The organism is Aquabacterium soli (assembly GCF_003933735.1).
GTDB lineage: Bacteria > Pseudomonadota > Gammaproteobacteria > Burkholderiales > Burkholderiaceae_C > Aquabacterium > Aquabacterium soli.
The window spans coordinates 286,877-308,426 of record NZ_RSED01000003.1 but is presented as its reverse complement, the minus strand read 5'-3'; the positions used below and the strand labels follow the sequence as shown (position 1 = coordinate 308,426).

Annotated in this window: 16 protein-coding genes and 1 pseudogene; 8 read left to right on the top strand and 9 right to left on the bottom strand. The window is 67.5% G+C overall.

Translation table 11 applies throughout. The annotated features are described in order from the left end of the window. Nucleotides 1-78: 78 nt before the first annotated feature. The gene (purL, locus tag EIP75_RS05255) at nt 79-4,089 is read left to right on the top strand and encodes a phosphoribosylformylglycinamidine synthase (protein ID WP_125242256.1); all 4,011 of its coding nucleotides are present in this window, start codon (nt 79-81) and stop codon (nt 4,087-4,089) included. A 29-nt stretch (nt 4,090-4,118) separates the two neighbouring features. Here the strand turns inward: purL and EIP75_RS05250 are convergent, their stop codons facing one another. The 3 genes from EIP75_RS05250 to EIP75_RS05240 are packed head-to-tail and all read right to left on the bottom strand — an operon-like array spanning nt 4,119 to nt 6,857. Then, nucleotides 4,119-5,648 carry a YncE family protein gene (locus EIP75_RS05250; protein WP_125242172.1) on the bottom strand — a complete coding sequence of 510 codons (1,530 nt, stop codon included), beginning with the start codon at nt 5,646-5,648 and terminating at the stop codon, nt 4,119-4,121. Then, the gene (locus EIP75_RS05245; protein WP_125242171.1) at nt 5,645-5,959 is read right to left on the bottom strand and encodes a DUF2322 family protein; all 315 of its coding nucleotides are present in this window, start codon (nt 5,957-5,959) and stop codon (nt 5,645-5,647) included. Before EIP75_RS05245 ends, EIP75_RS05250 begins: the two co-directional genes overlap by 4 nt. Nucleotides 5,960-5,987: 28 nt before the next feature. Beyond that, entirely contained in the window at nt 5,988-6,857 is an 870-nt protein-coding gene (locus EIP75_RS05240; RefSeq protein ID WP_125242255.1) for a UDP-2,3-diacylglucosamine diphosphatase, read from the bottom strand. A 205-nt stretch (nt 6,858-7,062) separates the two neighbouring features. Here EIP75_RS05240 and EIP75_RS05235 point away from each other — a divergent pair, with 205 nt between their 5' ends. Further along, the gene (locus tag EIP75_RS05235; protein ID WP_125242170.1) at nt 7,063-8,103 is read left to right on the top strand and encodes a DMT family transporter; all 1,041 of its coding nucleotides are present in this window, start codon (nt 7,063-7,065) and stop codon (nt 8,101-8,103) included. A gap of 6 nt (nt 8,104-8,109) precedes the next feature. Here the strand turns inward: EIP75_RS05235 and ybiB are convergent, their stop codons facing one another. The 3 genes and pseudogenes from ybiB to EIP75_RS05220 form a co-directional block, all read right to left on the bottom strand. Beyond that, nucleotides 8,110-9,057 (bottom strand): DNA-binding protein YbiB, encoded by a 948-nt coding sequence (gene ybiB / locus EIP75_RS05230; RefSeq protein ID WP_125242169.1) that lies wholly within the window; start codon nt 9,055-9,057, stop codon nt 8,110-8,112. Nucleotides 9,058-9,091: 34 nt separating this feature from the next. Then, entirely contained in the window at nt 9,092-11,929 is a 2,838-nt protein-coding gene (locus tag EIP75_RS05225) for a nitrate reductase (protein WP_125242168.1), read from the bottom strand. A 56-nt stretch (nt 11,930-11,985) separates the two neighbouring features. Further along, nucleotides 11,986-13,191, bottom strand: a pseudogene (locus tag EIP75_RS05220) (NAD(P)/FAD-dependent oxidoreductase); the annotation flags it as partial. Nucleotides 13,192-13,391: 200 nt separating this feature from the next. On the opposite strand from EIP75_RS05220, the gene EIP75_RS05215 reads away from it, so the two are divergent. Beyond that, the gene (locus tag EIP75_RS05215; RefSeq protein ID WP_125242166.1) at nt 13,392-15,110 is read left to right on the top strand and encodes a bifunctional protein-serine/threonine kinase/phosphatase; all 1,719 of its coding nucleotides are present in this window, start codon (nt 13,392-13,394) and stop codon (nt 15,108-15,110) included. A 134-nt stretch (nt 15,111-15,244) separates the two neighbouring features. Here the strand turns inward: EIP75_RS05215 and EIP75_RS05210 are convergent, their stop codons facing one another. Further along, the gene (locus EIP75_RS05210) at nt 15,245-16,525 is read right to left on the bottom strand and encodes an MFS transporter (protein ID WP_125242165.1); all 1,281 of its coding nucleotides are present in this window, start codon (nt 16,523-16,525) and stop codon (nt 15,245-15,247) included. 192 nt (nt 16,526-16,717) lie between these two features. Between EIP75_RS05210 and dcd the strand changes: the two genes are divergently transcribed. The 4 genes from dcd (at nt 16,718) to EIP75_RS05190 (ending at nt 19,545) form a co-directional block, all read left to right on the top strand. Beyond that, a complete protein-coding gene (dcd, locus tag EIP75_RS05205; RefSeq protein ID WP_125242164.1) occupies nt 16,718-17,287 on the top strand; it encodes a dCTP deaminase in 570 nt (189 codons plus the stop codon). A gap of 276 nt (nt 17,288-17,563) precedes the next feature. Beyond that, entirely contained in the window at nt 17,564-17,938 is a 375-nt protein-coding gene (locus tag EIP75_RS05200) for a DUF1801 domain-containing protein (RefSeq protein ID WP_125242163.1), read from the top strand. 81 nt (nt 17,939-18,019) lie between these two features. Next, nucleotides 18,020-18,871, top strand: coding sequence for a 3',5'-nucleoside bisphosphate phosphatase (locus EIP75_RS05195; RefSeq protein ID WP_233584687.1), 852 nt, complete (start codon nt 18,020-18,022; stop codon nt 18,869-18,871). A 26-nt stretch (nt 18,872-18,897) separates the two neighbouring features. Further along, on the top strand, nt 18,898-19,545 hold the full coding sequence (locus EIP75_RS05190) for an L-threonylcarbamoyladenylate synthase (RefSeq protein WP_125242161.1): 648 nt from the start codon (nt 18,898-18,900) through the stop codon (nt 19,543-19,545). Here EIP75_RS05190 and EIP75_RS05185 read toward each other — a convergent pair. Further along, nucleotides 19,542-19,919 carry a glutaredoxin family protein gene (locus EIP75_RS05185; protein WP_125242160.1) on the bottom strand — a complete coding sequence of 126 codons (378 nt, stop codon included), beginning with the start codon at nt 19,917-19,919 and terminating at the stop codon, nt 19,542-19,544. The genes EIP75_RS05190 and EIP75_RS05185 overlap by 4 nt on opposite strands. Nucleotides 19,920-19,932: 13 nt before the next feature. Further along, a complete protein-coding gene (gene plsY, locus EIP75_RS05180) occupies nt 19,933-20,538 on the bottom strand; it encodes a glycerol-3-phosphate 1-O-acyltransferase PlsY (RefSeq protein WP_125242254.1) in 606 nt (201 codons plus the stop codon). Nucleotides 20,539-20,779: 241 nt separating this feature from the next. On the opposite strand from plsY, the gene EIP75_RS05175 reads away from it, so the two are divergent. Further along, nucleotides 20,780-21,508 carry a hypothetical protein gene (locus EIP75_RS05175; RefSeq protein WP_125242159.1) on the top strand — a complete coding sequence of 243 codons (729 nt, stop codon included), beginning with the start codon at nt 20,780-20,782 and terminating at the stop codon, nt 21,506-21,508. The last annotated feature ends 42 nt before the right edge of the window (nt 21,509-21,550 follow it).

Here is a 21,550-nt window from a genome sequence, read left to right as displayed (position 1 = left end):
CCGACCGCCACCCCTGGCGCGTCCCGCCCCATGTCCGCACAAGGCCCACTTGCCGTGACCGACCGCACCTCCACACTGATGCACTTCGAGGGCGGCAACGCCCTGGCCCCTCACCAGGCGCAGGCGCTGCTGCCCCGGCTGCAGGCCATCAACCCCAAGATCGCCGGTGTGCACGCGCGCCACGTGCATTGGGTGCTTGCGGATCAGGCCCTGGGCCAGGCCGAGGTCGACAAGCTGGCCGCGCTGCTGACCTATGGTGATCCGTACGAAGGCGCGACCGAAGGCGAGCTGATCGTGGTGGCCCCCCGTCTGGGCACCGTGTCGCCCTGGGCTTCCAAGGCCACCGACATCGCCCACAACTGCGGCCTGCCCATCCGCCGCGTTGAACGCGTCACCGAGGTGCGCCTGACCCTCAAGGCCGGGCTGATCGGCACCTTGACCGGAGGCGCCAAGCCGCTGACCGCGCAGGAGCTGCAGGCCGCCGCCGCGCTGCTGCACGACCGCATGACCGAAAGCGTGCTGGCCAGCCGCGAAGAGGCCCGCCACCTGTTCGACGAGAAGCAGGGTGTGCCCATGGAGCGCGTGGACGTGCTGGGCCGGGGCCGCGCCGCGCTGGACGAGGCCAACATCACCTTTGGCTTGGCCTTGTCCGACGACGAGATCGAGTACCTGGTCAAGGCCTTCACGGGCCTCAAGCGCAACCCGACCGACGTCGAGCTGACGATGTTCGCGCAGGCCAACAGCGAGCACTGCCGCCACAAGATTTTCAACGCCGAGTTCACCATCGACGGCCAGCCGCAGGATCTGTCGATGTTCGGCATGATCCGCAACACCGAAAAGCTCAGCCCCCAGCACACCGTGGTGGCCTACAGCGACAACGCCTCGGTGATGGAAGGCCATGCCATCGAGCGCTGGGCGCCCACGGGCTTCACCAACGCGCCGGCCTATGGCCCGCGCGATGAAACCGCGCACGTGCTGATGAAGGTGGAGACGCACAACCACCCGACGGCGATTTCGCCCTTCCCGGGCGCATCGACCGGCTCGGGCGGTGAGATCCGCGACGAAGGCGCCACGGGCCGCGGTTCGCGCCCCAAGTCGGGCCTGACGGGCTTTTCGGTGTCCAACCTGCACCTGCCCGGTACGAGCGAGCCCTGGGAGGCCGCACCGGTCGGCAAGCCCGAGCACATCGCCAGCGCGCTGCAGATCATGATCGAAGGCCCGCTGGGCGGCGCCGCGTTCAACAACGAGTTCGGCCGCTCCAACCTGGCCGGCTACTTCCGTGTGTTCGAGCAGACGGTGGGCGAGGGCGCCGGCGCCATCCGCCGTGGCTACCACAAGCCCATCATGATCGCGGGCGGCATCGGCACCATCAGCAGCGACCAGACGCAGAAGATCAAGTTCGATGCCGGCACCTTGCTGATCCAGCTGGGCGGCCCGGGCATGCGCATCGGCATGGCTGGCGCGGCGGCCTCGTCCATGGCGGCAGGCACCAACTCGGCTGCCCTGGATTTCGATTCCGTGCAGCGCGGCAACCCCGAGATCCAGCGCCGTGCGCAGGAGGTGATCAACCACTGCTGGGGCCTGGGCCCGAACAACCCCATCCTGGCGATCCACGACGTGGGCGCCGGCGGCATCTCCAACGCCTTCCCCGAACTGGTCGATGGTGCGGGCAAGGGTGCCCGCTTCGACCTGAGCAAGGTGCCGCTGGAAGAAAGCGGCATGGCGCCCAAGGAAATCTGGTGCAACGAGAGCCAGGAGCGCTACGTGCTGGCCATCGCACCCAGCAGCCTGCCCATTTTCCAGGCCATGTGCGAGCGCGAGCGCTGCCCCTTCGGCGTGATCGGCGTGGCCACGGATGCAGCCGAGCTGATCCTGGCCGATGAGGCTCAACCGGCCGCCGACAAGCCCGTGGACATGCCCATGGACGTGCTGCTGGGCAAGCCGCCCAAGATGCACCGCGTGGTCGAGCGTGTGCAGTGGGATGGGGGCAAGGTCGACCTGACCGGCGTGCAGCTGGACAAGGTCGCCTTCGACGTGCTGCGCCACCCCACCGTGGCCAGCAAGCGCTTTCTCATCACCATCGGCGACCGCACCGTGGGTGGCCTGAACCACCGCGACCAGATGGTCGGCCCCTGGCAGGTGCCCGTGGCCGACGTGGCCGTGACCCTGGCGGACTACAAGGGCTTCGCCGGTGAGGCCATGTCCATGGGCGAGCGCACGCCGCTCGCCTCGGTCAACGCGCCGGCCTCGGGCCGCATGGCCGTGGGCGAGGCCATCACCAACCTGCTGGCCGCGCCCATCGAGCTGCCGCGCGTGAAGCTGTCGGCCAACTGGATGGCCGCCTGTGGCGAGCAGGGCGAGGACGCCGCGCTGTACGACACCGTCAAGGCCGTCGGCATGGAGCTGTGCCCGGCGCTGGGTATCTCGATCCCTGTGGGCAAGGATTCGCTGTCGATGCGCACCAAGTGGGCCGATGAGGGCGCGACCAAGCAGGTCACGGCGCCCGTGTCGCTGATCGTGACGGCCTTTGCATCCGTGGCCGATGTGCGCGGCACGCTGACACCGCAATTGGTCACCACCGAGAACGGCCAGGCACTGGACTCCACACTGATCCTGGTCGACCTGGGCGAAGGCCGAAACCGCATGGGCGGCTCGATGCTGGCCCAGGTGCTGGGCCAGTTCGGCAACGAAGTGCCCGATGTCGACAACCCCGAGGCATTGAAGTCTGCGGTGACCGCCGTGAACGCGCTGCGCGCCCAGGGCAAGCTGCTGGCCTACCATGACCGTGGTGACGGCGGCCTGTGGGCCAGCGTGGCCGAGATGGCCTTCGCGGGCCAGACCGGCGTCAGCCTGAACGTGGACATGCTGGTCACCGAAGGCGATGGCATCAGCGACAGCCGCGCCGAGATGGGCGATTCGAAGAACTGGGCCAGCCAGGTCAGCGAGCGCCGCAACGAGCTCACGCTCAAGGCGCTGTTCAATGAAGAGCTGGGCCTGGTGCTGCAGGTGCGCACCGCCGAGCGCGACAGCGTGCTGCAGACCTTGCGCGAGCACGGCCTGTCCCGCCACAGCCATGTGATCGGCAAGCCCAACACCAAGGGCGTGGTCGAGGTATGGCGCGACACCAAGGTGGTGTTCGGCGCGCCCCTGGAGCAACTGCACAAGACCTGGGACGAGGTCAGCTGGCGCATCGCGCAACTGCGCGACAACCCCGCCTGCGCCGACAGCGAGCACGAGCAGACCGGCAAGGTGGGCGACCCTGGCTTGCACCTGCACCTCACCTTCGACCCGAAGGACGACGTGTCCGCGCCCTTCATCGGCAAGGCACGGCCCAAGGTGGCCATCCTGCGTGAGCAGGGCGTCAACTCGCACATCGAGATGTCGTACGCCATGCACCTGGGTGGCTTCGAGACCTACGATGTGCACATGAGCGACCTGATAGGTGGCCGTGCGCGCCTGGACCAGTTCCAGGGCTTCATCGCCTGCGGCGGCTTCAGCTACGGCGACACGCTGGGTGCCGGCGAAGGCTGGGCCCGTTCGATCATGTTCAACCCTCAGCTGGCCGAGCAGTTCGCTGCCTTCTTCGGGCGCACGGACACCTTCGCCCTGGGCATCTGCAATGGTTGCCAGATGCTGGCGGCCTTGAGCCCCATCATCCCGGGTGCGCAGGACTGGCCCAAGTTCACGCACAACCAGAGCACGCGTTTCGAGGCGCGGCTGAGCCAGGTCGAGGTGCTGGACAGCCCGTCGATCTTCTTCCAGGGCATGGCCGGCAGCCGACTGCCGATCGCGGTGGCGCACGGCGAAGGCTTCGCCGATTTCTCTCAGCGGGGCAACGAAGGCGCCGTCAAGCGCGCGCTGCGCTTCGTGGACCACCACGGCGCCGTGACCGAGACCTATCCGTTCAACCCCAACGGCAGCCCGGACGGCCTGACGGCGGTGACCACGGCCGACGGCCGCTTCACGGCCATGATGCCGCACCCTGAGCGGGTGTTCCGCAACGTGCAGCTGAGCTGGACGAGTGGCGACAAGGCGGACCACAGCCCCTGGCTGCGCCTGTTCCGCAACGCGCGCAAGTGGGTGGGGTGATGCTTTTGGCGGGGTGAGCGCCTGCCCTGTCAGGGGGCGGCGCTCGGCTCCGTTGAAACCGGTGAGGCTGCAGGCGGCATGCCCAGCCTGAGCACGGCCGCCATGCGCTCGGCCGTCTCGCGGGATTGGGCACCTCCCTGCAGCACGGTGCCATCGTTCAGGCGGATGCGCAGTCTGCAAGCGGGGCTGCGTGCGCCCAGACGCCACTGCCCGGGCGTCTTCCCGGCCGTCAGCTCCACACTGCTCACATCGGTCCGGTGCCAGGCCCCGCGCGGCAGGGTCTGCTGCCCCTCGACACGGAAGGCCACCAGGCGGCGGTTGCTGAGCACCAGCCACAGGCCGCCTTCAGCGCCTTGCAGTTCGATGGTTTCGCGCACGTGTTCCTGCTCCAGCTGCACGGCCTGCCAGGCGGGGTTCTCATCCAGCCAGCGCAGGGCGCGCGCATTGGCAGCCTCTTCAGGTTGATGGGCAGGGCGGCTGCGCAGCAGCGTGCTGGCAAGCCCCAGCATCAACAGCAGCGAAAGTGCGCCACCTCCGGCCCATGCCCATTGCATGCGGCGCAGGCGCTCGCGGTCCTTGAAGCCCTGCTCCAGCCAGCGCTGCACCGCCATGTCGCCGAAATCGCCCAGGGCGCGGCGGTCCACATCGAAACGCAGCAGGCGCAACTCGAAGTTCTCCAGCACCAGCAGGGTTTCGCCGATCCAGGCCAGATCGCGGGGCTGGCCCTGCGGGCCGGCATCCTGGCCGATCTCCATGCCGTCGGCCCATTCGTAGGTGACCAGCCCTGTCCGGCTGCCCGGCTCCAGGCGGATCAGCGTGGCCACCGGGGCATGGATGTCGATGCCGGCGCGCGGGTGGTGCACGCCACGCACCGTGTGGCGCGTGGCGACCTTGGCCGACAGCTGGATGGTCTGTCGGGTGGCCAGGGAGCTGCCGCTCAGGCGCAGCAACTGGTGCTGGCTGGCATCGGCCACCCAGAGGTCGTCATCGTCCCACCAGACGCTGGTGGGCTGTGCCAGGGCTTTGGAGGCGCTGCGGGCCAGCAGCCTGCCCTGGGCGTCGAACAGCAGCACGGCCTGGGCGGCGGCATGGGCGAGGGCGATGCGCCCATCGGGGGCCACGGCCAGGTCAATGGCGCCGCTGTCCTGAGGCAGGTCTGAAGGCCACTGCAAGGCGATGCGCCGTTGCAGGCGGGCGGTGCTGGCGTCGAGCACGGCCACCTCCCGCGCCTTGGGCACCAGGGCATACAGCGATCGCTGGTCTGGGGCGGCGAGGCGCAGGGGCGCGGCGGACAGGCCGGTCTCGCGGATGGGCTGGCGGGATTTCAACCGGCCCTGCGCGTCCAGATGCCAGAGCTCCTGGTTGATGGCCAGCCAGACGGCACCATCGGGCAGGGCCGCGAGGGCGGTCAGGCCCGGCGCCTGGGCGCGTCGCCCATGGGTTTGCCAGGCCATCCAGGCGCACCCCAGCGCGATGGCCAGCAGGCACAGCACCCCGATGCCGCGCCAGGCGGGCCGGGCCGGCGGCGTGCTGCCTTGCGGACGGGGGGCGCGGGTCACTGAGGCTGCAGCGCCACCGTGAGTTCGGCGCCCGAGGCCAGCAGGTCGATCAGGCGGTCGATGTTGGGATGCTTGCCGGGGTGGGCGCGGGCGTCAAGCGTGTGCTCGGCGTAGATGTCCAGGCCTTCCTGGGCAGCGGCGGCATTGATGCGGCCATGGCGCTCGGCCAGCGCGGCGTACACGGCCAGCGAGCCGGCCTGGCCGGGCTTGTTTTCGATGGTGGCGACCACGGCACCTTGCGCATCGATCAGTTGCAGCGAGGCCAGGTGGGCCACGGGAGGCAGTTGCTTGAGGTTGTCTGAAAAGGCCATGAGGCAGGCATCTGAGGCTTTAAAAATCCTATTGTGCCGCAGTGCCCACCCTGGCCATCTCGGCCGCCCAGTCCAGGATCTCCAGACGGCCGTCGGCGTGTTCCACCAGGGCCGTGAGGCTCTCGACCCAATCGCCGTCATTGCAATAAAGGACGCCGCCGATGTCGCGCATCTCGGCATGGTGGATGTGCCCGCACACCACGCCCTGCGCGCCTCGCTTGCGGGTCTCCCGGGCCAGGGCTTCCTCGAAGTCGTTGACGTAGCTCACGGCGCGCTTGACCTTGAGCTTGAGGTAGCGTGAGAGCGACCAGTAGGGCAGGCCCATCCGTGCCCGCCAGGAGTTGAGGTGCCGGTTCAGGCGCAGCACGAACTCGTAGGCCGAATCACCCACATAGGCCAGCCAGCGCGCGCACTGGATCACGCCGTCGTACAGATCGCCATGCGTGACCCACAGCAGGCGGCCATCGGCGGTGGTGTGCAGCCACTCTTCGGCCACCTCGATGCCGCCGAAGTTGTGGTCCAGGTACTTGCGGCCGAACTCGTCGTGGTTGCCGGGGATGAAGATCACGCGGGTGCCCTTGCGGGCCTTGCGCAGCAGCTTCTGCACCACGTCGTTGTGCGTCTGTGGCCAGTACCAGGTGCGGCGTAGCTGCCAGCCGTCGATGATGTCGCCGACCAGGTAGAGGGTGTCGCACTCCACGTGCTTGAGGAAATCGAGCAGCGCACGGGCCTGGCAGCCGGGCGTGCCCAGGTGGACATCCGAGATCCACACCGTGCGCACCTGGCGTGCCCGTGGGGCCCCGGCATGGTCATCGTCGTGCGCTGCGCCATCGAGCGGCGGGCCAGCATGCCAGGGTGCTCCCAGGCTGGTGGGCGTGGCGGACCTGAAGGCCCGCATCAGCGGAGAGGTGGACCATGGGCGCATGCCTGCATGATGGTCGTCGCCCATGACGGAATTGCGACGCCACCATGACGTTGTGTTGACGGCTGTGCTGATCCGATGGGTGGAACTGGCGCCAGCCGCTTGCCCTGATCTCGTGAGATTCGACCGCCCGCATGCCCCTGGGGCCGCGAAACGGGCCGGTGTCCGCTACGCTCTGGGCATGCAAGCATTTTTCGGCCGGCGGTGGTCGCCGTCGGGCCTGGGCCCGGTGGGGCAGGGCGTGATGATGGCGGCCCTCGGGGCCATCGCGTTCTCGGGCAAGGCCATCGTGGCCAAGCTCATGTACAAGCTGGGCGCCGACGCGGTCTCTGCCGTGGGGCTGCGCATGGCCATGGCCTTTCCCTTGTTCCTGTGCATGGCCTGGTGGTCGGGGCGCGTGGCCGCGCCTGATGGGCGCTCTCCCAGGCCGCTGGGCGCGCGCGGATGGTGGCAGGTGGCCGGCCTGGGCTTCATGGGCTACTACCTGGCCAGCACGCTGGATTTCCTGGGCCTGCAGTACATCAGCGCCAGCCTGGAAAGGGCGATCCTCTACCTGAACCCCACCCTGGTGCTGCTCCTGTCGGCGCTGTGGTACCGCCAGCGTGTCAGCCCGGCGCAGATCCTGGCCGTGGGCCTGGCCTACGCGGGCGTGGCCGTGGTCTGGCTGCACGATTGGGATGCGGCCCAGCTGCTGTCCAGCCAGGCGGGCGCGGTGGGCGGCGCCGAGGCCATGCGGGCGGTGACGCTGGGCTCGGTGCTGGTCTTCGGCAGTGCGCTCAGCTACGCCATTTACCTGATGGGCAGCGGCCAGTTGGTGCAGACACTGGGCTCGCTGCGCCTGGTGGGGCATGCCTCCTGTGTGGCCTGTGTGCTGTGCCTGTTGCAATGGGGGCTGGTTGCATGGTGGACCGATGGCCGTCTGGGCGGGATCTCGGCGCTGCCTTGGCAGGCCTATGCGCTGTCGGTCCTGAATGCCGTGGCCTGCACGGTGCTGCCGGTGTGGCTGGTGATGCGGGGTGTGCAGTTGCTGGGTGCCTCGTTGGCTGCCCAGGTGGGCATGGTCGGGCCGTTGTCCACGATCTGGATGGCCGCCTGGTGGCTGTGTGAGCCGGTCACGGGGCGGCTGATGCTGGGCACTGCCGCCATCCTGGGCGGCATCGTGATCCTGACCAGGGCGGCCAGGGCCCCCTCAAAGGCTGATCCAACGCGGGCCACGCCCTGAGGCGCATCAAGCCGTGTCGGCACCCGCCTTCAGCAAGGCCTTGCGCAGGCAGTCAGCCTGGGCTGCGATGGACGCGGGCAAGGGCGTGTCACCCTTGAGCACCGCCTGGATGTAGGCCGCCGTGTGCGCGGCATCGCGGGATTCGGGCAAGGCGGGCAACTCGGTCAGCACGCCTTCAAGCGGTGCCCGGCTCAGGTCGGCATCGCGCTGCCCCTTGATGAAGACTTCGAAGCGCGGTTGGCGGCGGGCATCGGCCACGGGCTCGCCCTCGGTGCCCCGCATCAGCAGGGCCGTGGCGCCGGTATGGCCCAGGTAGCCCGTGAGCGAATGGGCGTATTCAGGGTGTGTGTGGTTGACCACGCGCACGCTGGGCACTTCGGCAGGCCAGGGCGCCAGCAGCTTGGCGATGGTGTGGCCGGGGTTGCGCAGGCCGATGGTCCAGCGCACCTCCAGCAGGCGGGCCAGCGAGGGGCTCAGGGTGGCGATGTCGATGAAGGCGGGGCGCCGTGCCTGCCAGGCCTGGTCCACCTCTTCGGCGGTGGACGCGAGCGGCAGGCCCAGGGCCTGGAAGACCTCCGCGGTGGTCACGCGGGTCGGGTCTTTCAACGGGCCATGCACCAGCACGGCCGTGCCGGTTCGCGCCAGCTCGCAGGCCAGCAACGCGGTCAGGTTGGGCAGCTTGCGCGCCCCGTTGTACGAGGGCAGCACGACCACCCCACCCGCTGGCGGTGTGGGCAGGGGCAGGCAGTGGGCGAGGGTGGATTGCACGAAGCCATCCAGCTCTTGCACGGTTTCACCCTTGATGCGCATGGCCAGCGCGAAGGCGCCGACCTCCAGGTCGGTCACGTGGCCGTCCAGGACCTGGTTCAGCAGGTCCCGGGCCTGGTCGGTGTCCAGGGGCCGGGCGCCGTCCTTGCCCCGACCGATCACCTTGATGTAGGCAGCGATGCTCATGCCGGCATTGTCGCAGCCCCGGCCATGGCCTGGTTCAGGCCATGGCGACGGGGTGCAGCTTGATCAGCTTGCGCAGCTCCGGCACACAGGATCCGCAGTTGGTGCCGCACTTGAGCTGGCCCTGCAACTGCGCCAGGCGTTCGTCGGCGCTGCCGGCACAGGTGCCCAGGGTCTCGACGATGGCAGGCTCGGTCACGTTGAAGCAGGTGCACACCTGGCGGCCCTTGCTCTGCACGGCCACGGGCGGCTTGGCTCCCGGCGACAGCAGGGCGCGGCCATAGGCATCGGCCACCAGTTCCTCCTGCAGCAGTGGCCTCACCCAGGCCTCGGCGCTCACGTCGCCTGCCAGCAGGAAAGCTTCCAGCTTGAGGCCTTCATCGGACCTGCGCAGGCGCATGGCGCGGTGCTGGCCCTGGTGACGGTCGTGGTAGCGCAGCACGTCCGGGCCGTCGACACTCAGCAGTTCTTCGAGTTGGCGCAGCACCGCGTCGCTGGCCGGCTCTGGGGCGGCCGCGCGGAACAGCACGCCGACCATGCCTCGCTCATGGGGTTCGCGGCCGAAGGGCACGCAACTGGCGAACGAGAAGTGGCCCATCAGCGGCTTGACGGCCTCGCGCACAGCCAGGGCGCGGTCTTCGGACATCCAGGCCACCCCCAGCAGGCGCCAGGGCAACTGCACGGCTTCGATGCCCACGGCGGCATTCTTGAGCTCGGGCTGCTTGGACTTGGGGCAGAACGCCGGCACCGTCAAGGCGTTCACGCCGGTCATCAGGCGGCCCTGGGCATCTCGGCCACTGAGGTACTCCTCACCCCAATGCATGGCGATGAAGGATTGCATCGGCGAGACCGCGTCGCTGGGCTGGGCGGGCAGCACCACGGCGCCCCGGCGGGAGGTCACACGCACCAGATCACCCGCGCCCAGGCCCAGGCGCTTCATGTCAACCGGGTTCAGGTCGATGCTGGGCTCGCTGACATGGCCGAACAGGCGGCCCAGCGTGCCGGTGCGGCTCATGCCGTGCCATTGGTCACGCAGCCGACCAGTGTTGAGCGCGAAGGGGTGGTGCTCATCGCAGGGTTCGGCCACGGCTTCGTAAGGCACGGCGGAAAAGCGCGCGCGCCCGTCGGGCGTGGGGAAGACGCCGTCTTCGTAGAGGCGCGCGCGGCCTTGCGCATGGCCTTGCGGCATCGGCCATTGCTGTGGTCCCTGGGTTTCGAGGATCTCGTAGCTCAGACCGGTGATGTCCAGGTCGCGTCCGCGTGTGGATTCACGGTGCTCGTTCCACACCGACTCGGGGCTGTCGTAGGGGAACAGCGTGTCCATGCCATGGCGCCAACCGGCCTGGCGTTCGGGCAGGCGTTGCTCCAGGCGCCGGCCCAGGTCGGCGAAGATGGACCAGTCATGCCTGGCCTGCCCCGGGGCCGGGATGGCGCTGCGAACACGGCTGATGCGCCGCTCGCTGTTGGTCACGGTGCCGTCCTTTTCGCCCCAGGTGGTGGCGGGCAGCAGGAGGTCGGCATAGGCGCAGGTGGCGGTGGTGGCGAAGGCTTCCTGCACCACCACCAGCTCGGCCGTCTCCAGCGCCTTGCGCACGGTGGCCTGGTCCGGCAGCGATTGGGCAGGGTTGGTGCAGGCGATCCACAGGGCCTTGATCTCACCGCGCGCGGCGGCCTCGAACATCTCCACCGCCGTCTTGCCAGGCTGGGCGGGCACGTCTGGCACGCCCCACAGTTTCGCCACTTCGGCACGGTGTTCGGCATTGCCGAGATCGCGGTGCGCGCTCAGCAGATTGGCCATGCCGCCCACTTCGCGGCCACCCATGGCATTGGGCTGGCCCGTCAGCGAGAAGGGGCCTGCCCCGGGCTTGCCGATCTGGCCGGTGGCCAGGTGCAGGTTGATCAGCGTGGCGTTCTTGTCGGTGCCGCGCGTGCTCTGGTTCAGCCCCTGGCAGTAGAGCGACAGCGTGGGTGTGTGCCCGCCGAACCAATGGGCCGCCTGCACCAGATCCGCCTGGGGGATGCCGCAGATGGCCGCCACGCTGGCCGGCGTGAAATCGGCCACCAGCCCGCGCAGCGCCTCGAAGCCCTGCGTGTGCTGCGCGATGTAGTCCATGTCGACCAGGCCTTCGGCCAGCATCACGTGCAGCATGCCGTGGAACAGGGCCACGTCGGTGCCCGGCCGGATCGGCAGGAACAGGTCGGCCATCTCGGCCGTCTCGGTCTTGCGTGGATCGGCCACGATCAGCTTCATCGCCGGGTTGGCCTGGCGCGCGTCTTCGATGCGGCGGAACAGAATGGGGTGGGCGTAAGCCGTGTTGGCACCGACGATGAACAGGGTCTGTGCGTGCTTGAAATCGTCGTAGCAGGCCGGTGGGGCATCCACGCCCAGCGTGGCCTTGTAGCCCGCCACGGCACTGCTCATGCACAGGCGCGAGTTGGTGTCCAGGTTGTTGGTGCCCACCAGGCCCTTCACGAGCTTGTTGAGCACATAGTAGTCCTCGGTGAGCAGCTGCCCCGAGCCATAAAAGCCGACCGCCTGCGGACCATGGCGCCGGATGATGTCGGCAAGCTGGTCTGCGGCATCGTCCAGGGCTTCGTCCCAGCCGATGGGCGCGGGCGTGTCGCCGCGCGCACGGCGTCGCTGGGGCGTCAACAGCCGCGTCTGCTCCTGCACGCTGGTGGCTGCCGTGAGGTGCAGGGTGCTGCCCTTGGTGCACAGCCGGCCGAAATTGGCCGGGTGGTCTGGGTCACCCTGGACATGGGTGATGCGTCCGGCGGTGGTTTCGATCAGCACGCCGCAGCCTGTGCCGCAGTAGGGGCAGGTGGCGCGGGTCGTCTTCGTGCCCGCTGTCACGATGGGAATGGTGGTGCTCATGGCGACCCTCAAGCCGTGGCCAGGGCCGTGGCGCCCTCGGAGGCCTCCTCGGGCTGTGCTTCGCCGAACATCAGGCGGTTGCGGCGTCCCTTGATGCAGGCGCCTTCGCGGATCAGCTGGAAGTAGTAGCTGCCATCGGCTGTGTCACCGTAGAGGCAGGCACCCACCAGCTTGTCGCCCTGGATCACCAGCTTCTTGTAGGCGCCGCCGAACGGGTCGGACAGCACGATCTCTTCGGTGCCTTCACCGCCCATGAAATTGCCGGCAGAGAACAGGTTGATGCCGGTGACCTTGAGCTTGGTCGACACCTGGGAGCCGGTGTAGCGGCCGATGCCGAACAGCGCCAGGTGGTTCGCGCAGACCTTGCCCTGCTCGAACAGGGGCGCCACCAGGCCATAGGCAATGCCGCGGTGCGCTGCGCATTCACCCACGGCATACACGCGCGGGTCGGTGACGGTTTGCATGGTGTCGCTGACCACGATGCCGCGGTTGCAATGCAGGCCGATCTGTTCGGCGAGCGTGGTGTTGGGCCGCACGCCCGCGGCCATCACGACCAGGTCGGCCAGCACCTCGGTGCCATTCTTGAACCGGACGGCCCGCACGCGCCCCTTGTCGTCGCTGACCAGCTCTTGCGTCTGCGCGCCGATGCGAAAGGCCAGGCCGCGCTCTTCGAGCGAACGCTGCAGCAGGCGCGCGGAGACTTCGTCGAGCTGGCGCTCCAGCAACCAGGGCGCGATGTGCACCACGGTGACCTTCATGCCGCGTTGTGCCAGGCCGTTGGCGGCCTCCAGGCCCAGCAGCCCGCCGCCGATCACCACCGCGTGGCGGTGGGTCTTGGCGGTCTCGATCATGTAGTTGGTGTCGGCGATGTCCCGGTAGGCGATCACGCCTTCCAGGTCCTTGCCCGGCACCGGCAGCACGAAAGGGTTGGAGCCGGTGGCCAGCAGCAGCCGGTCGTAAGTGGCCTCGGTGCCATCCTCGGCCACGACCACGCGGCGCGTGCGGTCCACGCGGACCACCTTCTTGTTGAGGTGCAGCGTGATGCCATGGTCGGCGTACCACTGCACGGGGTTCAGGATGATCTCGTCGATCGTCTGCTCGCCCGCCAGCACGGGCGAGAGCATGATCCGGTTGTAGTTGGGGTGCGGTTCGGCCCCGAAAACCGTGATCTCGTAGAGATCCGGCGCCACCTTCAACAGTTCTTCCAGCGTGCGGACGCCGGCCATGCCGTTGCCCACCATCACCAGTTTCATCTTCTTCATGCCCAGGGCTCCGTCAGCGGAATATAGAAATCGTTGTACCGCGCAAGAAGCAAGTTAGAGGCCAGCATTGCGGACACGCACCGTTTCGGGGCCAGGCACGCCCATAGAGGGAAGCGGCAGGCTTCTTGCGTCCGTGCCGGCCTGTTCATTGAGAAATGCACCCATGTTGTGCATTTCCAGCCGCTGAGGATTCGACAAGAATGAGTTTTGATCTGGACATCGGGCACGCCAGCGAGCGTGGCCCGCGCGAACGCCTGGAAGATTTCGCGGCAGTGGTGCGCCCACAGCCGGAGAACGAAGCGCAAGGCCTCATCGCGGCGCTGGCCGATGGCGTCAGCAGTGGCGGGGGTGGCCTGGAGGCCGCCCAGACCGCCGTGCTGTCCGTGACGGGCGACTACCACGCCACCCCCCGTACCTGGGACACCTCGGTGGCCCTGGACCGCCTGATCAGCACCTGCAACGGTTGGCTGGCCGACCAGAACCGCCGCCGCCAGCCTTTCAGGGATCAGCCGCTGGGCATGACGACCCTCACGGCGCTGGTGCTGCGCGGCCATGGCTACACCTTGGCCCACGTGGGTGACACGCGCGCCTGGTTGATCAGGGGCCAGGACTGCGCGCTCCTCACCCAGGACCACAGCATGGGGGGCGGCGAGTTTCAAAACGGGCTGACCCGTGCCGTCGGCATGGAGGATGCCGTGCGCGTCGACCACAGCGAGGGCGACGTGCAGATCGGCGATGTCTTCGTGCTCACGAGCGACGGCGTGCACGGGGTGCTCAAGCGTGCGCAGATCGCGGCACTGGCCAGCCAGGGCAGCGCGCAGGAGGCCAGCCAGGCGCTGGTGGCCAAGGCGCTGGCCGCAGGCACACGCGACAACGCGACCGCCCTGGTGATCCGGGTGCGCGGCCTGGCCGCCGCCCTGCTGGACGACGCGCAGCGGCGCGGTCGCCAGTTGCCTGTGCCGCAGCGACTCCACGATGGTGAGGTGCTGGACGACCTGGTGGTGTTGAACCATGTCGCCAGCAACGGAGTGCACCGCCTCTACAAGGTGCAGGACCGCCGCAACGGCGCAGTGCTGGCATTGAAGACGCTGCACGAGGGCAGGGCCGGCGACCCGGAGGAGCGGGCCATGCTGGCCCATGAGGCCTGGCTCAGTGCCCGGGTCACAGAGCGCGGCGCGCGAGGGCTGGTAAGGGCTGTGGAGAGGGATGCGCCCACGCATTTCTACGCCTTGTTCGAATGGGTGGAGGGGCAATCCCTGCACGACATGCTGCCCGCGCGGCGTTTCACCGTGGCCGAGGTGGTGGAGGGTGCCAGCGCGCTGTGCCGTGCTTTGGGGCGCCTGCACCAGCATGGGGTGATCCACCGTGATGTGAAGCCCGGCAACATCCATCTTGGTGCAGATGGGGTGTGGCGTCTGCTGGACCTCGGGGTGGCCCTGTCGGGGCAGGAGCCCAGGTCCCTGCGCGCGCTGCATGCCGGGACACCCAGCTACATCAACCCGGAGCAGTGGCTGGACGACCCGGAACTGGCGCAGGCCAATGCCCAGAGCGACCTCTTTGCGCTGGGTGTGACCTTGTACGAGTGGCTCACAGGCCGCCTGCCCTATGGTGAGATCGAACCGTACCAGACCGCCCGTTACCGGCGTGATCCGGAGGCCCCTTCGCGCCGCAGGCCGGATGTGCCGATCTGGCTCGACCACATCGTGCTCAAGGCGGTGGCCCGCGACCTTCGCCAGCGTTTTGAAACGGCCGAGGAGTTCCTGCTGGCCCTGGAGCGCGGCGCTTCCCGGCCGCTCAACAGCCTCGGCAACACACCCTTGATCGCACGCGATCCCCAGGCACTGTGGAAGGTGGCCCTGGCGGTGTCCGTGCTGCTGAACCTGTTGCTGCTGTACTGGCTGGCTTTCCTGCCCCGCTAGCGGCGGCGACGTGCCCTGGAGGAATCAGGCGCAAAAAAACCGGGCAGCCGAGGGAGCAGCCCGGTCCATCCCGCTGGTGGCGAGGATGCAGGACCGCTCTTGTGGGGCGGCCCGATTGCAACCGATGTGGGTGTTCAGTGCTCGCCGCGTGGGGCGGGCGTGATGCGGGAGCCTGTGGTTCTGCCGGCTTGGGTGGCGACGGGGGCGACACGGGCGCGCCCACCCTTCTCGGCCCATGTGCGCGTCCAGCGCAGCTGCATCACGCGCATCATCACCAGCACCGCCACGGCCAGCGCGGCGAAAGCCAGGAAGCCGTACAGATAGGAACCGAAGTACTGCTTGGACAGGCCCATGGCGTTGGGCACCAGCCCGCCGCCCAGCGCGCCGATCTCTCCAATCATCGAGCCCGCAACCGCCGTGGACGCAGGCCAGCGCAGGGGCACCAGCTGGAACAGCGCACCGTTGCCGGCCCCCAGGGCTGCAAAGCACAGCATGAACAGCAAGGTGGTGACCGCCAGGCTCGCGCTGGCGTTGCCGCAGGCCACCAGGGTGACCACCACGATCACCAGCACGCCGGTCAAGGTGTTGATGCCGCCCCACCGGTCGGATATCCACCCGCCGAAGATGCGCAGCGCCGCCCCCATGAAGGCCGCCAGCATGGTGAGCTGCCCTGCCTCGACCTTGCTCACGTGGAACTGGTCATAGTAGTAGCTGGGCAGGAAGGTGGTCAGGCCGATGAAGCCGCCGAAAGTGATGCCGTAGATCAGGCTGAAGGCCCAGCCGTCCTTCTCGAACAGACAGGCAATGTGTTCGCGGAAGCTGGCGTGCGCATCGACGTCGGGCGGCTCCTTGGCGAACACGACCATCACGATCATGGGCAGCGCGATGGCCAGCGCAGCCAGGCCATACACCGTCTGCCATCCGAAGGCTTGTGCCAGCGGCGGGGCAATCAGCACGGACACCGCCGTGCCGACGTTGCCGGCCCCGACCAGGCCCATGGCCAGGCCCTTGTGCCGCGGTGGAAACCAGCCGGATCCCAAAGAGAGCGCCACCCCGAAGCTGGCGCCTGCGATGCCCAGCAGCACGCCCATGGCCAGCAGGTCATTGAATGTCTTGACGGCAAAGTAGCCATACAGCATGGCCACGGCGATGAGCCCCATCTCGACCAGCGTGGCCTTCTTGCGGCCGATGTACTGCGCCAGCAGGCCCAGCGGGAAACGCATCAAGGCGCCGGCGAAGATGGGGATGGAGAGCATCAAGCCCTTCTGGGCCGGCGTGAGATTGAACTCTTCCGTGATGAACGGCGCCATGGCCCCGTTGAGCACCCAGATGCAGCAGGAGAAGGCGAAGTACAGGAAAGAAGCGAACAGGGTCGGGCCATGTCCTGACTTCAGGAAGGTCTTGAACGAACTCATCGTGATCCTCAGCGATCGAGGCGGTCACCCCCTTGTGGGGCGCCACCATGTTTTGTGTGCACCAAGGCATGCGAAAACCATGCCAATTCGGACGCCCCGGTTTGGGGCCGAGTCCGGGCGAGCCATCGGCCTCACATGGGTGCGGTACACCGCGCGGGATCGGGGACAATAGCGGCCTCTACAGGAGCACGCATGAGCATCAAGTCAGACCGCTGGATCCGCCGCATGGCCGAGAGCCAAGGCATGATCGAACCCTTCGAGCCCGGGCAGGTACGTCAGTCAGCCGATGGCAACAAGATCGTGAGCTACGGCACCAGCAGCTATGGCTACGACATCCGCTGCGCTGATGAATTCAAGATCTTCACGAACATCCATTCCACGGTGGTGGATCCGAAGAATTTCGACGAAAAGAGTTTTGTCGATTTCAAGGGCGATGTCTGCATCATCCCGCCCAACAGTTTCGCGCTCGCGCGCACCGTGGAATATTTCCGCATCCCGCGAAGTGTGCTGACCATCTGCCTGGGCAAGAGCACATATGCCCGCTGCGGCATCATCGTGAACGTGACGCCGTTCGAACCTGAATGGGAAGGCTACGTCACGCTGGAATTCAGCAACACCACGCCCCTGCCCGCCAAGATTTATGCCGGCGAAGGGTGCGCCCAGGTGCTGTTTTTCGAGAGTGATGAGGTCTGCGAAACCAGTTACCGCGACCGTGGCGGCAAGTACCAGGGCCAACGTGGCGTGACTTTGCCTAAAACATGAGCAGTCAACGTCGATAAACTGACAAAGGCACTCATTTCAATGATGTGAACATCCATCGAGTGCGGTAGGATTCAAGTTGGTGTTGAGTGCCTTCGGGCACGTTGATGATGTCCGGTAAATGGCAGGTTCCCGAGAGTTTTTTCGGTGCCGCAAGAACAAAAGCCAATATCCGGAATCAGACGCTGTGTGACCACACGGAAGCCGTTGCGGGCTTCAGGGAGGGGGTGGTCATGTATCAATGCTCTTGTAGTACCTTTTTTGTTGGGCCTTTCCCCCATGCGCCGACCCCTGCAATCTCCCGCGTTGATCAACGCGTTCTACGACAGCGTTCGTCCCGAACAACGCGAAACGGGCCAAGCCATCCAGAAGGCCATCCTGGCCACTGCGCCGCAGCTCCGCCCCGAAGTGAAGTGGGGCAACCTGGTCTTCACCAACGACGGCGACAACCTGCTGGCCCTGGTGCTGTTCAAGGCCAATGCCCACCTCCAGGTCTTCAATGGTGTGCTGCTGCTGGGCGATTTCCCGGAGCTGCAAGGCGCCGGCAAGGGTATGCGGCACGTCAAGTTCCGCTACCGCCAACCCATCGACGACAAGCTCGTGAGCGAGCTCACCCAGGCCAGCATCGACGCGTGGAGCCGTTCCCTGCGTTAAGGATTTGCACATTGCGGTGCACAGAACCGGGGCGGGCGTTCCTACAATAGGGCTGCTGCTTCAACCCGCATGGCCGTTCACATGTTCAACGCCGATCTCCATTGCCACTCCAGCGTGTCTGACGGCACCTTGACCCCGGAGCAGGTGGCGGAGCGCGCGCGCCGCAATGGGGTCGATCTCTGGGCCCTGACTGACCATGACGAGGTGGGTGGGCAGGCGCGCGCACGGGCTGCTGCTGCGGCCAATGGCATGGGCTACCTCACTGGCACCGAGATCTCCGTCACCTTCATCAACCAGACCGTGCACATCGTCGGGTTGGGGTTTGACGCGGACGACCTGGCGCTGGTGCAGGGCCTGGCCCACACGCGCGGTGGCCGCGAGCGCCGCGCCCGCGACATGGCGGCCGGCCTGGAGCGCGCGGGCATCGGCGGAGCCTATGAGGGAGCGCTCAAGTTCGTGGGCAACCCGGATCTGATCTCGCGCACCCACTTCGCCCGTTACCTGGTCGAGGCCGGCATCTGCAACGACACGCACGAAGTCTTCCGCCGCTACCTCACGGAGGGCAAGCCAGGCTATGTCGAGCACCGATGGGCCACGCTGTCCGATGCCTTGAGCTGGATCACAGGCGCCGGCGGCATCGCCGTCATCGCCCACCCGGGCCGTTATGCCTTCACCCCCAATGAAGAGTTCGCGCTGTTCACGGAGTTCAAGGCGCTGGGCGGGCAGGGCGTCGAGGTGGTGACGGGCAGCCACACGCCGGCCGAGTACCTGGAGTACGCGGGCATGGCGCAGGAGTTCGATCTGCTGGCATCGCGCGGGTCCGATTTCCACGATCCGGCAGAAAGCCACACAGACCTGGGCACCTTGCCCGGCCTGCCCGGCCACCTGAAGCCCGTGTGGGAAGCGCTGGAACACCGCATCCACCAGCCTTGATGCGGCAGGCCTGATACCCTCGGGCGATGGCCCAGTATTTCGAAGTCCACCCCCAGCATCCCCAGCCGCGCCTGCTCAAGCAGGCGGCGGCCATTCTGCAGCAAGGCGGCGTCGCGGCCGTGCCGACCGACTCCAGCTACGCCCTGGTCTGCCATCTCGATGACAAGACGGCGGTGGATGCCCTGCGCCGGATCCGTGCGGTCGATGAACGCCACCACCTGACCTTGCTGTGCCGCGACCTGTCCGAGTTGTCCAGCTACGCGCGCGTTGACAACCAGCAGTACCGGTTGCTCAAGATGGCCACGCCCGGCCCCTACACCTTCATCCTGGAGGCCACCAAGGAGGTGCCGCGCAGGGTGTCGCACCCCTCGCGTCGCACGATCGGCCTGCGCGTGCCCGACCACGTGGTCACCCAGGCCCTTCTGGAGCTGATGGGCCAGCCTCTGCTGGCCACCACGCTGATCCTGCCGGGGCAGACGCAAGCCCTCAACGACGCCCATGAGATCCGCGAGCAGTTGCAAAAGCAGGTGCAGGCGGTGGTGGATGCCGGCGCCTGCCCGATGGAGCCGACCTCGGTGATCGATCTGAGCGCGGGCGAGCCACGTGTGGTGCGGCAGGGGCGCGGTGATCTCGATGCCCTGGGCCTGGTGTTCGTGGCCGACGACGCGGCCTAGTTCTTCCGCCTTGCCGCGAGCGTGGTGGCCATCCAGTCGGCATCGAAGCCCAGGCGCCACTGGCCCCTTACATTCAGCAGTGGCACGCCTGGGGCGCCCTGAGCATCGAATAGGCGGCGGCAGGCGTCATGCTGCTCGATGTTGCATTCCCGCCAGGGAACGGCGTGCAGCTTGAACCAGGCGCGCGCCTTTGCGCAGTAGGGGCAGTCGGTGGTGGTGAGCATGAGGATGTCGCCAGCGCGGGCCTGTGCCTGCACGGTCTGGGTGGCCTGCGTCTGCCGCCACCAAGACCAGGTCTGGCTGCTGCCCCACACGACCGCCACGATCACCAGCAGGGACCGCCAGGACGCCTTGCGCGGGGGGCTGCGGTCCATGGCGTCAGGAGCCTCAGGCCGACGGAGGGGCCGATTTCTGGCCGATCTTGCTTTCCTGGCCTGCGATCAGCTTGCGGATGTTGGCCTCGTGGCGCCAGATCAGCAGCAGGCTCATGATCAGCACGCCCCAGGTCTGGTGCTGCCATCCGTGCAGCCAGAACTGGATGGCCGGGGCGGCCAGCGAGGCGCACAGCGCTGCCAGCGATGAATACCGGGTGATCACTGCCACACCCAGCCAGACCAGCAGCACCAGGCCGCCCAGGGCGGGATCGAAAGCCAGCAAGGCGCCTGCCGCGGTGGCCACGCCCTTGCCCCCTTCGAACCTGAAGAACACGGGCCACAGGTGGCCCAGGAAGGCACCCAGGCCCACCAGGGTGACGGTCAGGTCGTCCAGCCCCATCTGGCGGGCCACCAGCACCGGCACATAGGCCTTCAGGGCATCGAACAGCAGCGTCAGGATTGCGGCCCCTTTGTGGCCGGAGCGCAGCACATTGGTTGCCCCCGGGTTGCCCGACCCGTAGCTGCGCGGGTCGGCCAGGCCGAACAGGCGGCTCACGATCACCGCGAAAGAGAGCGAACCGATCAGGTAACCGACCACGGCGCCCAGGGAGGCGGTCAGGAGGGGGGCGTGAGCGAGCGAATCCATGGAAAGTGACGAAAGAGGCTTGCGAAGGGCAGGGCGAGGCGCAAGTGTAGGGCAAGGGCTGACAGCCCCATGCCCTCCGTGCCATGCCGCATGAACAAGATGGACGCGATCGATGGAGATGGCCAATGGCCCGGAGTTCCTCGGGTAAAGCCCGAACGTGGGCCATGGCGGGCCTGCCCGACAATACGCCGCATTGCAATGTGAGAGAGCAACGATGATTTCGTACGACCAATCGTCTGGTTCCCGCTGGGTCTGGCTCGTCGCCGGCGTGGCACTGCTGGGCTGCGCAACCGCGGCATGGTGGTGGTATGGCTCCAGCCAGTCCGCTGATCCCGCTGCGCCTTCCGAGGTGGCCAGCACGCCCGCCGCCGGCCCTGTCGTCAATCTGGCCACGCCGCCTGCAGAGGGCCCGGACGGCCGCCCGACGGATTTCACGCAGCAAGAGTGGAGCTCGCTCAAAGAGGCCGTGGGCAACAAGCCGGATGGCGCGAAGGAGCTCAAGCGCATCACGGCCTACCTGCGATACCAGCGCGGTTTCGAGCAATGGCAGGCACTGCAGGACACCTCCAAGACGGCCGAGCGCCACGCGCTGGCGCAGCAACTGCTCGACCAGTTGCCCGAGCGCCTGAGCAACATGGAGATGACCATGGGTGAATCCCTGCTGATCTGCGGGGTGTTGCTGACCGATCTGGAGCCCGACGAGAACTTGCGCACCCAGAAGATGGAAGGCTGCAAGACCAAGCTGGAGCAACTGGCCCCCAAACTCGACAGCGAGCAAGCCCTTCGCGACGCTGAGTGCCGCACGGAATTCCTGCGCCGCCAGGCGGCGATCGTGGCCGAATACCAGGCCCAGCCTGAAGCCCAGCGCAACCAGACCAAGTTCGAGCAGGACATCGAGGCCGCGCGTCGCTCCGTGTACGACAGCCCCACCTGCGGGCGTTGATCTGACGGGGCGTCGGTGGGGCAGGGCACGGGGGTCGATAGA

What these genes read in the sequence shown, in the direction of transcription:
- purL (WP_125242256.1), top strand. Translation starts at nt 79, where the DNA reads ATGCACTTCGAGGGCGGCAACGCCCTGGCCCCTCACCAGGCGCAGGCG.
- EIP75_RS05245 (WP_125242171.1), bottom strand. Translation starts at nt 5,959, where the DNA reads ATGGCCTTTTCAGACAACCTCAAGCAACTGCCTCCCGTGGCCCACCTG.
- EIP75_RS05240 (WP_125242255.1), bottom strand. Translation starts at nt 6,857, where the DNA reads ATGCGGGCCTTCAGGTCCGCCACGCCCACCAGCCTGGGAGCACCCTGG.
- EIP75_RS05235 (WP_125242170.1), top strand. Translation starts at nt 7,063, where the DNA reads ATGCAAGCATTTTTCGGCCGGCGGTGGTCGCCGTCGGGCCTGGGCCCG.
- ybiB (WP_125242169.1), bottom strand. Translation starts at nt 9,057, where the DNA reads ATGAGCATCGCTGCCTACATCAAGGTGATCGGTCGGGGCAAGGACGGC.
- EIP75_RS05225 (WP_125242168.1), bottom strand. Translation starts at nt 11,929, where the DNA reads ATGAGCACCACCATTCCCATCGTGACAGCGGGCACGAAGACGACCCGC.
- EIP75_RS05215 (WP_125242166.1), top strand. Translation starts at nt 13,392, where the DNA reads ATGAGTTTTGATCTGGACATCGGGCACGCCAGCGAGCGTGGCCCGCGC.
- EIP75_RS05210 (WP_125242165.1), bottom strand. Translation starts at nt 16,525, where the DNA reads ATGAGTTCGTTCAAGACCTTCCTGAAGTCAGGACATGGCCCGACCCTG.
- dcd (WP_125242164.1), top strand. Translation starts at nt 16,718, where the DNA reads ATGAGCATCAAGTCAGACCGCTGGATCCGCCGCATGGCCGAGAGCCAA.
- EIP75_RS05200 (WP_125242163.1), top strand. Translation starts at nt 17,564, where the DNA reads ATGCGCCGACCCCTGCAATCTCCCGCGTTGATCAACGCGTTCTACGAC.
- EIP75_RS05195 (WP_233584687.1), top strand. Translation starts at nt 18,020, where the DNA reads ATGTTCAACGCCGATCTCCATTGCCACTCCAGCGTGTCTGACGGCACC.
- EIP75_RS05190 (WP_125242161.1), top strand. Translation starts at nt 18,898, where the DNA reads ATGGCCCAGTATTTCGAAGTCCACCCCCAGCATCCCCAGCCGCGCCTG.
- EIP75_RS05185 (WP_125242160.1), bottom strand. Translation starts at nt 19,919, where the DNA reads ATGGACCGCAGCCCCCCGCGCAAGGCGTCCTGGCGGTCCCTGCTGGTG.
- EIP75_RS05175 (WP_125242159.1), top strand. Translation starts at nt 20,780, where the DNA reads ATGATTTCGTACGACCAATCGTCTGGTTCCCGCTGGGTCTGGCTCGTC.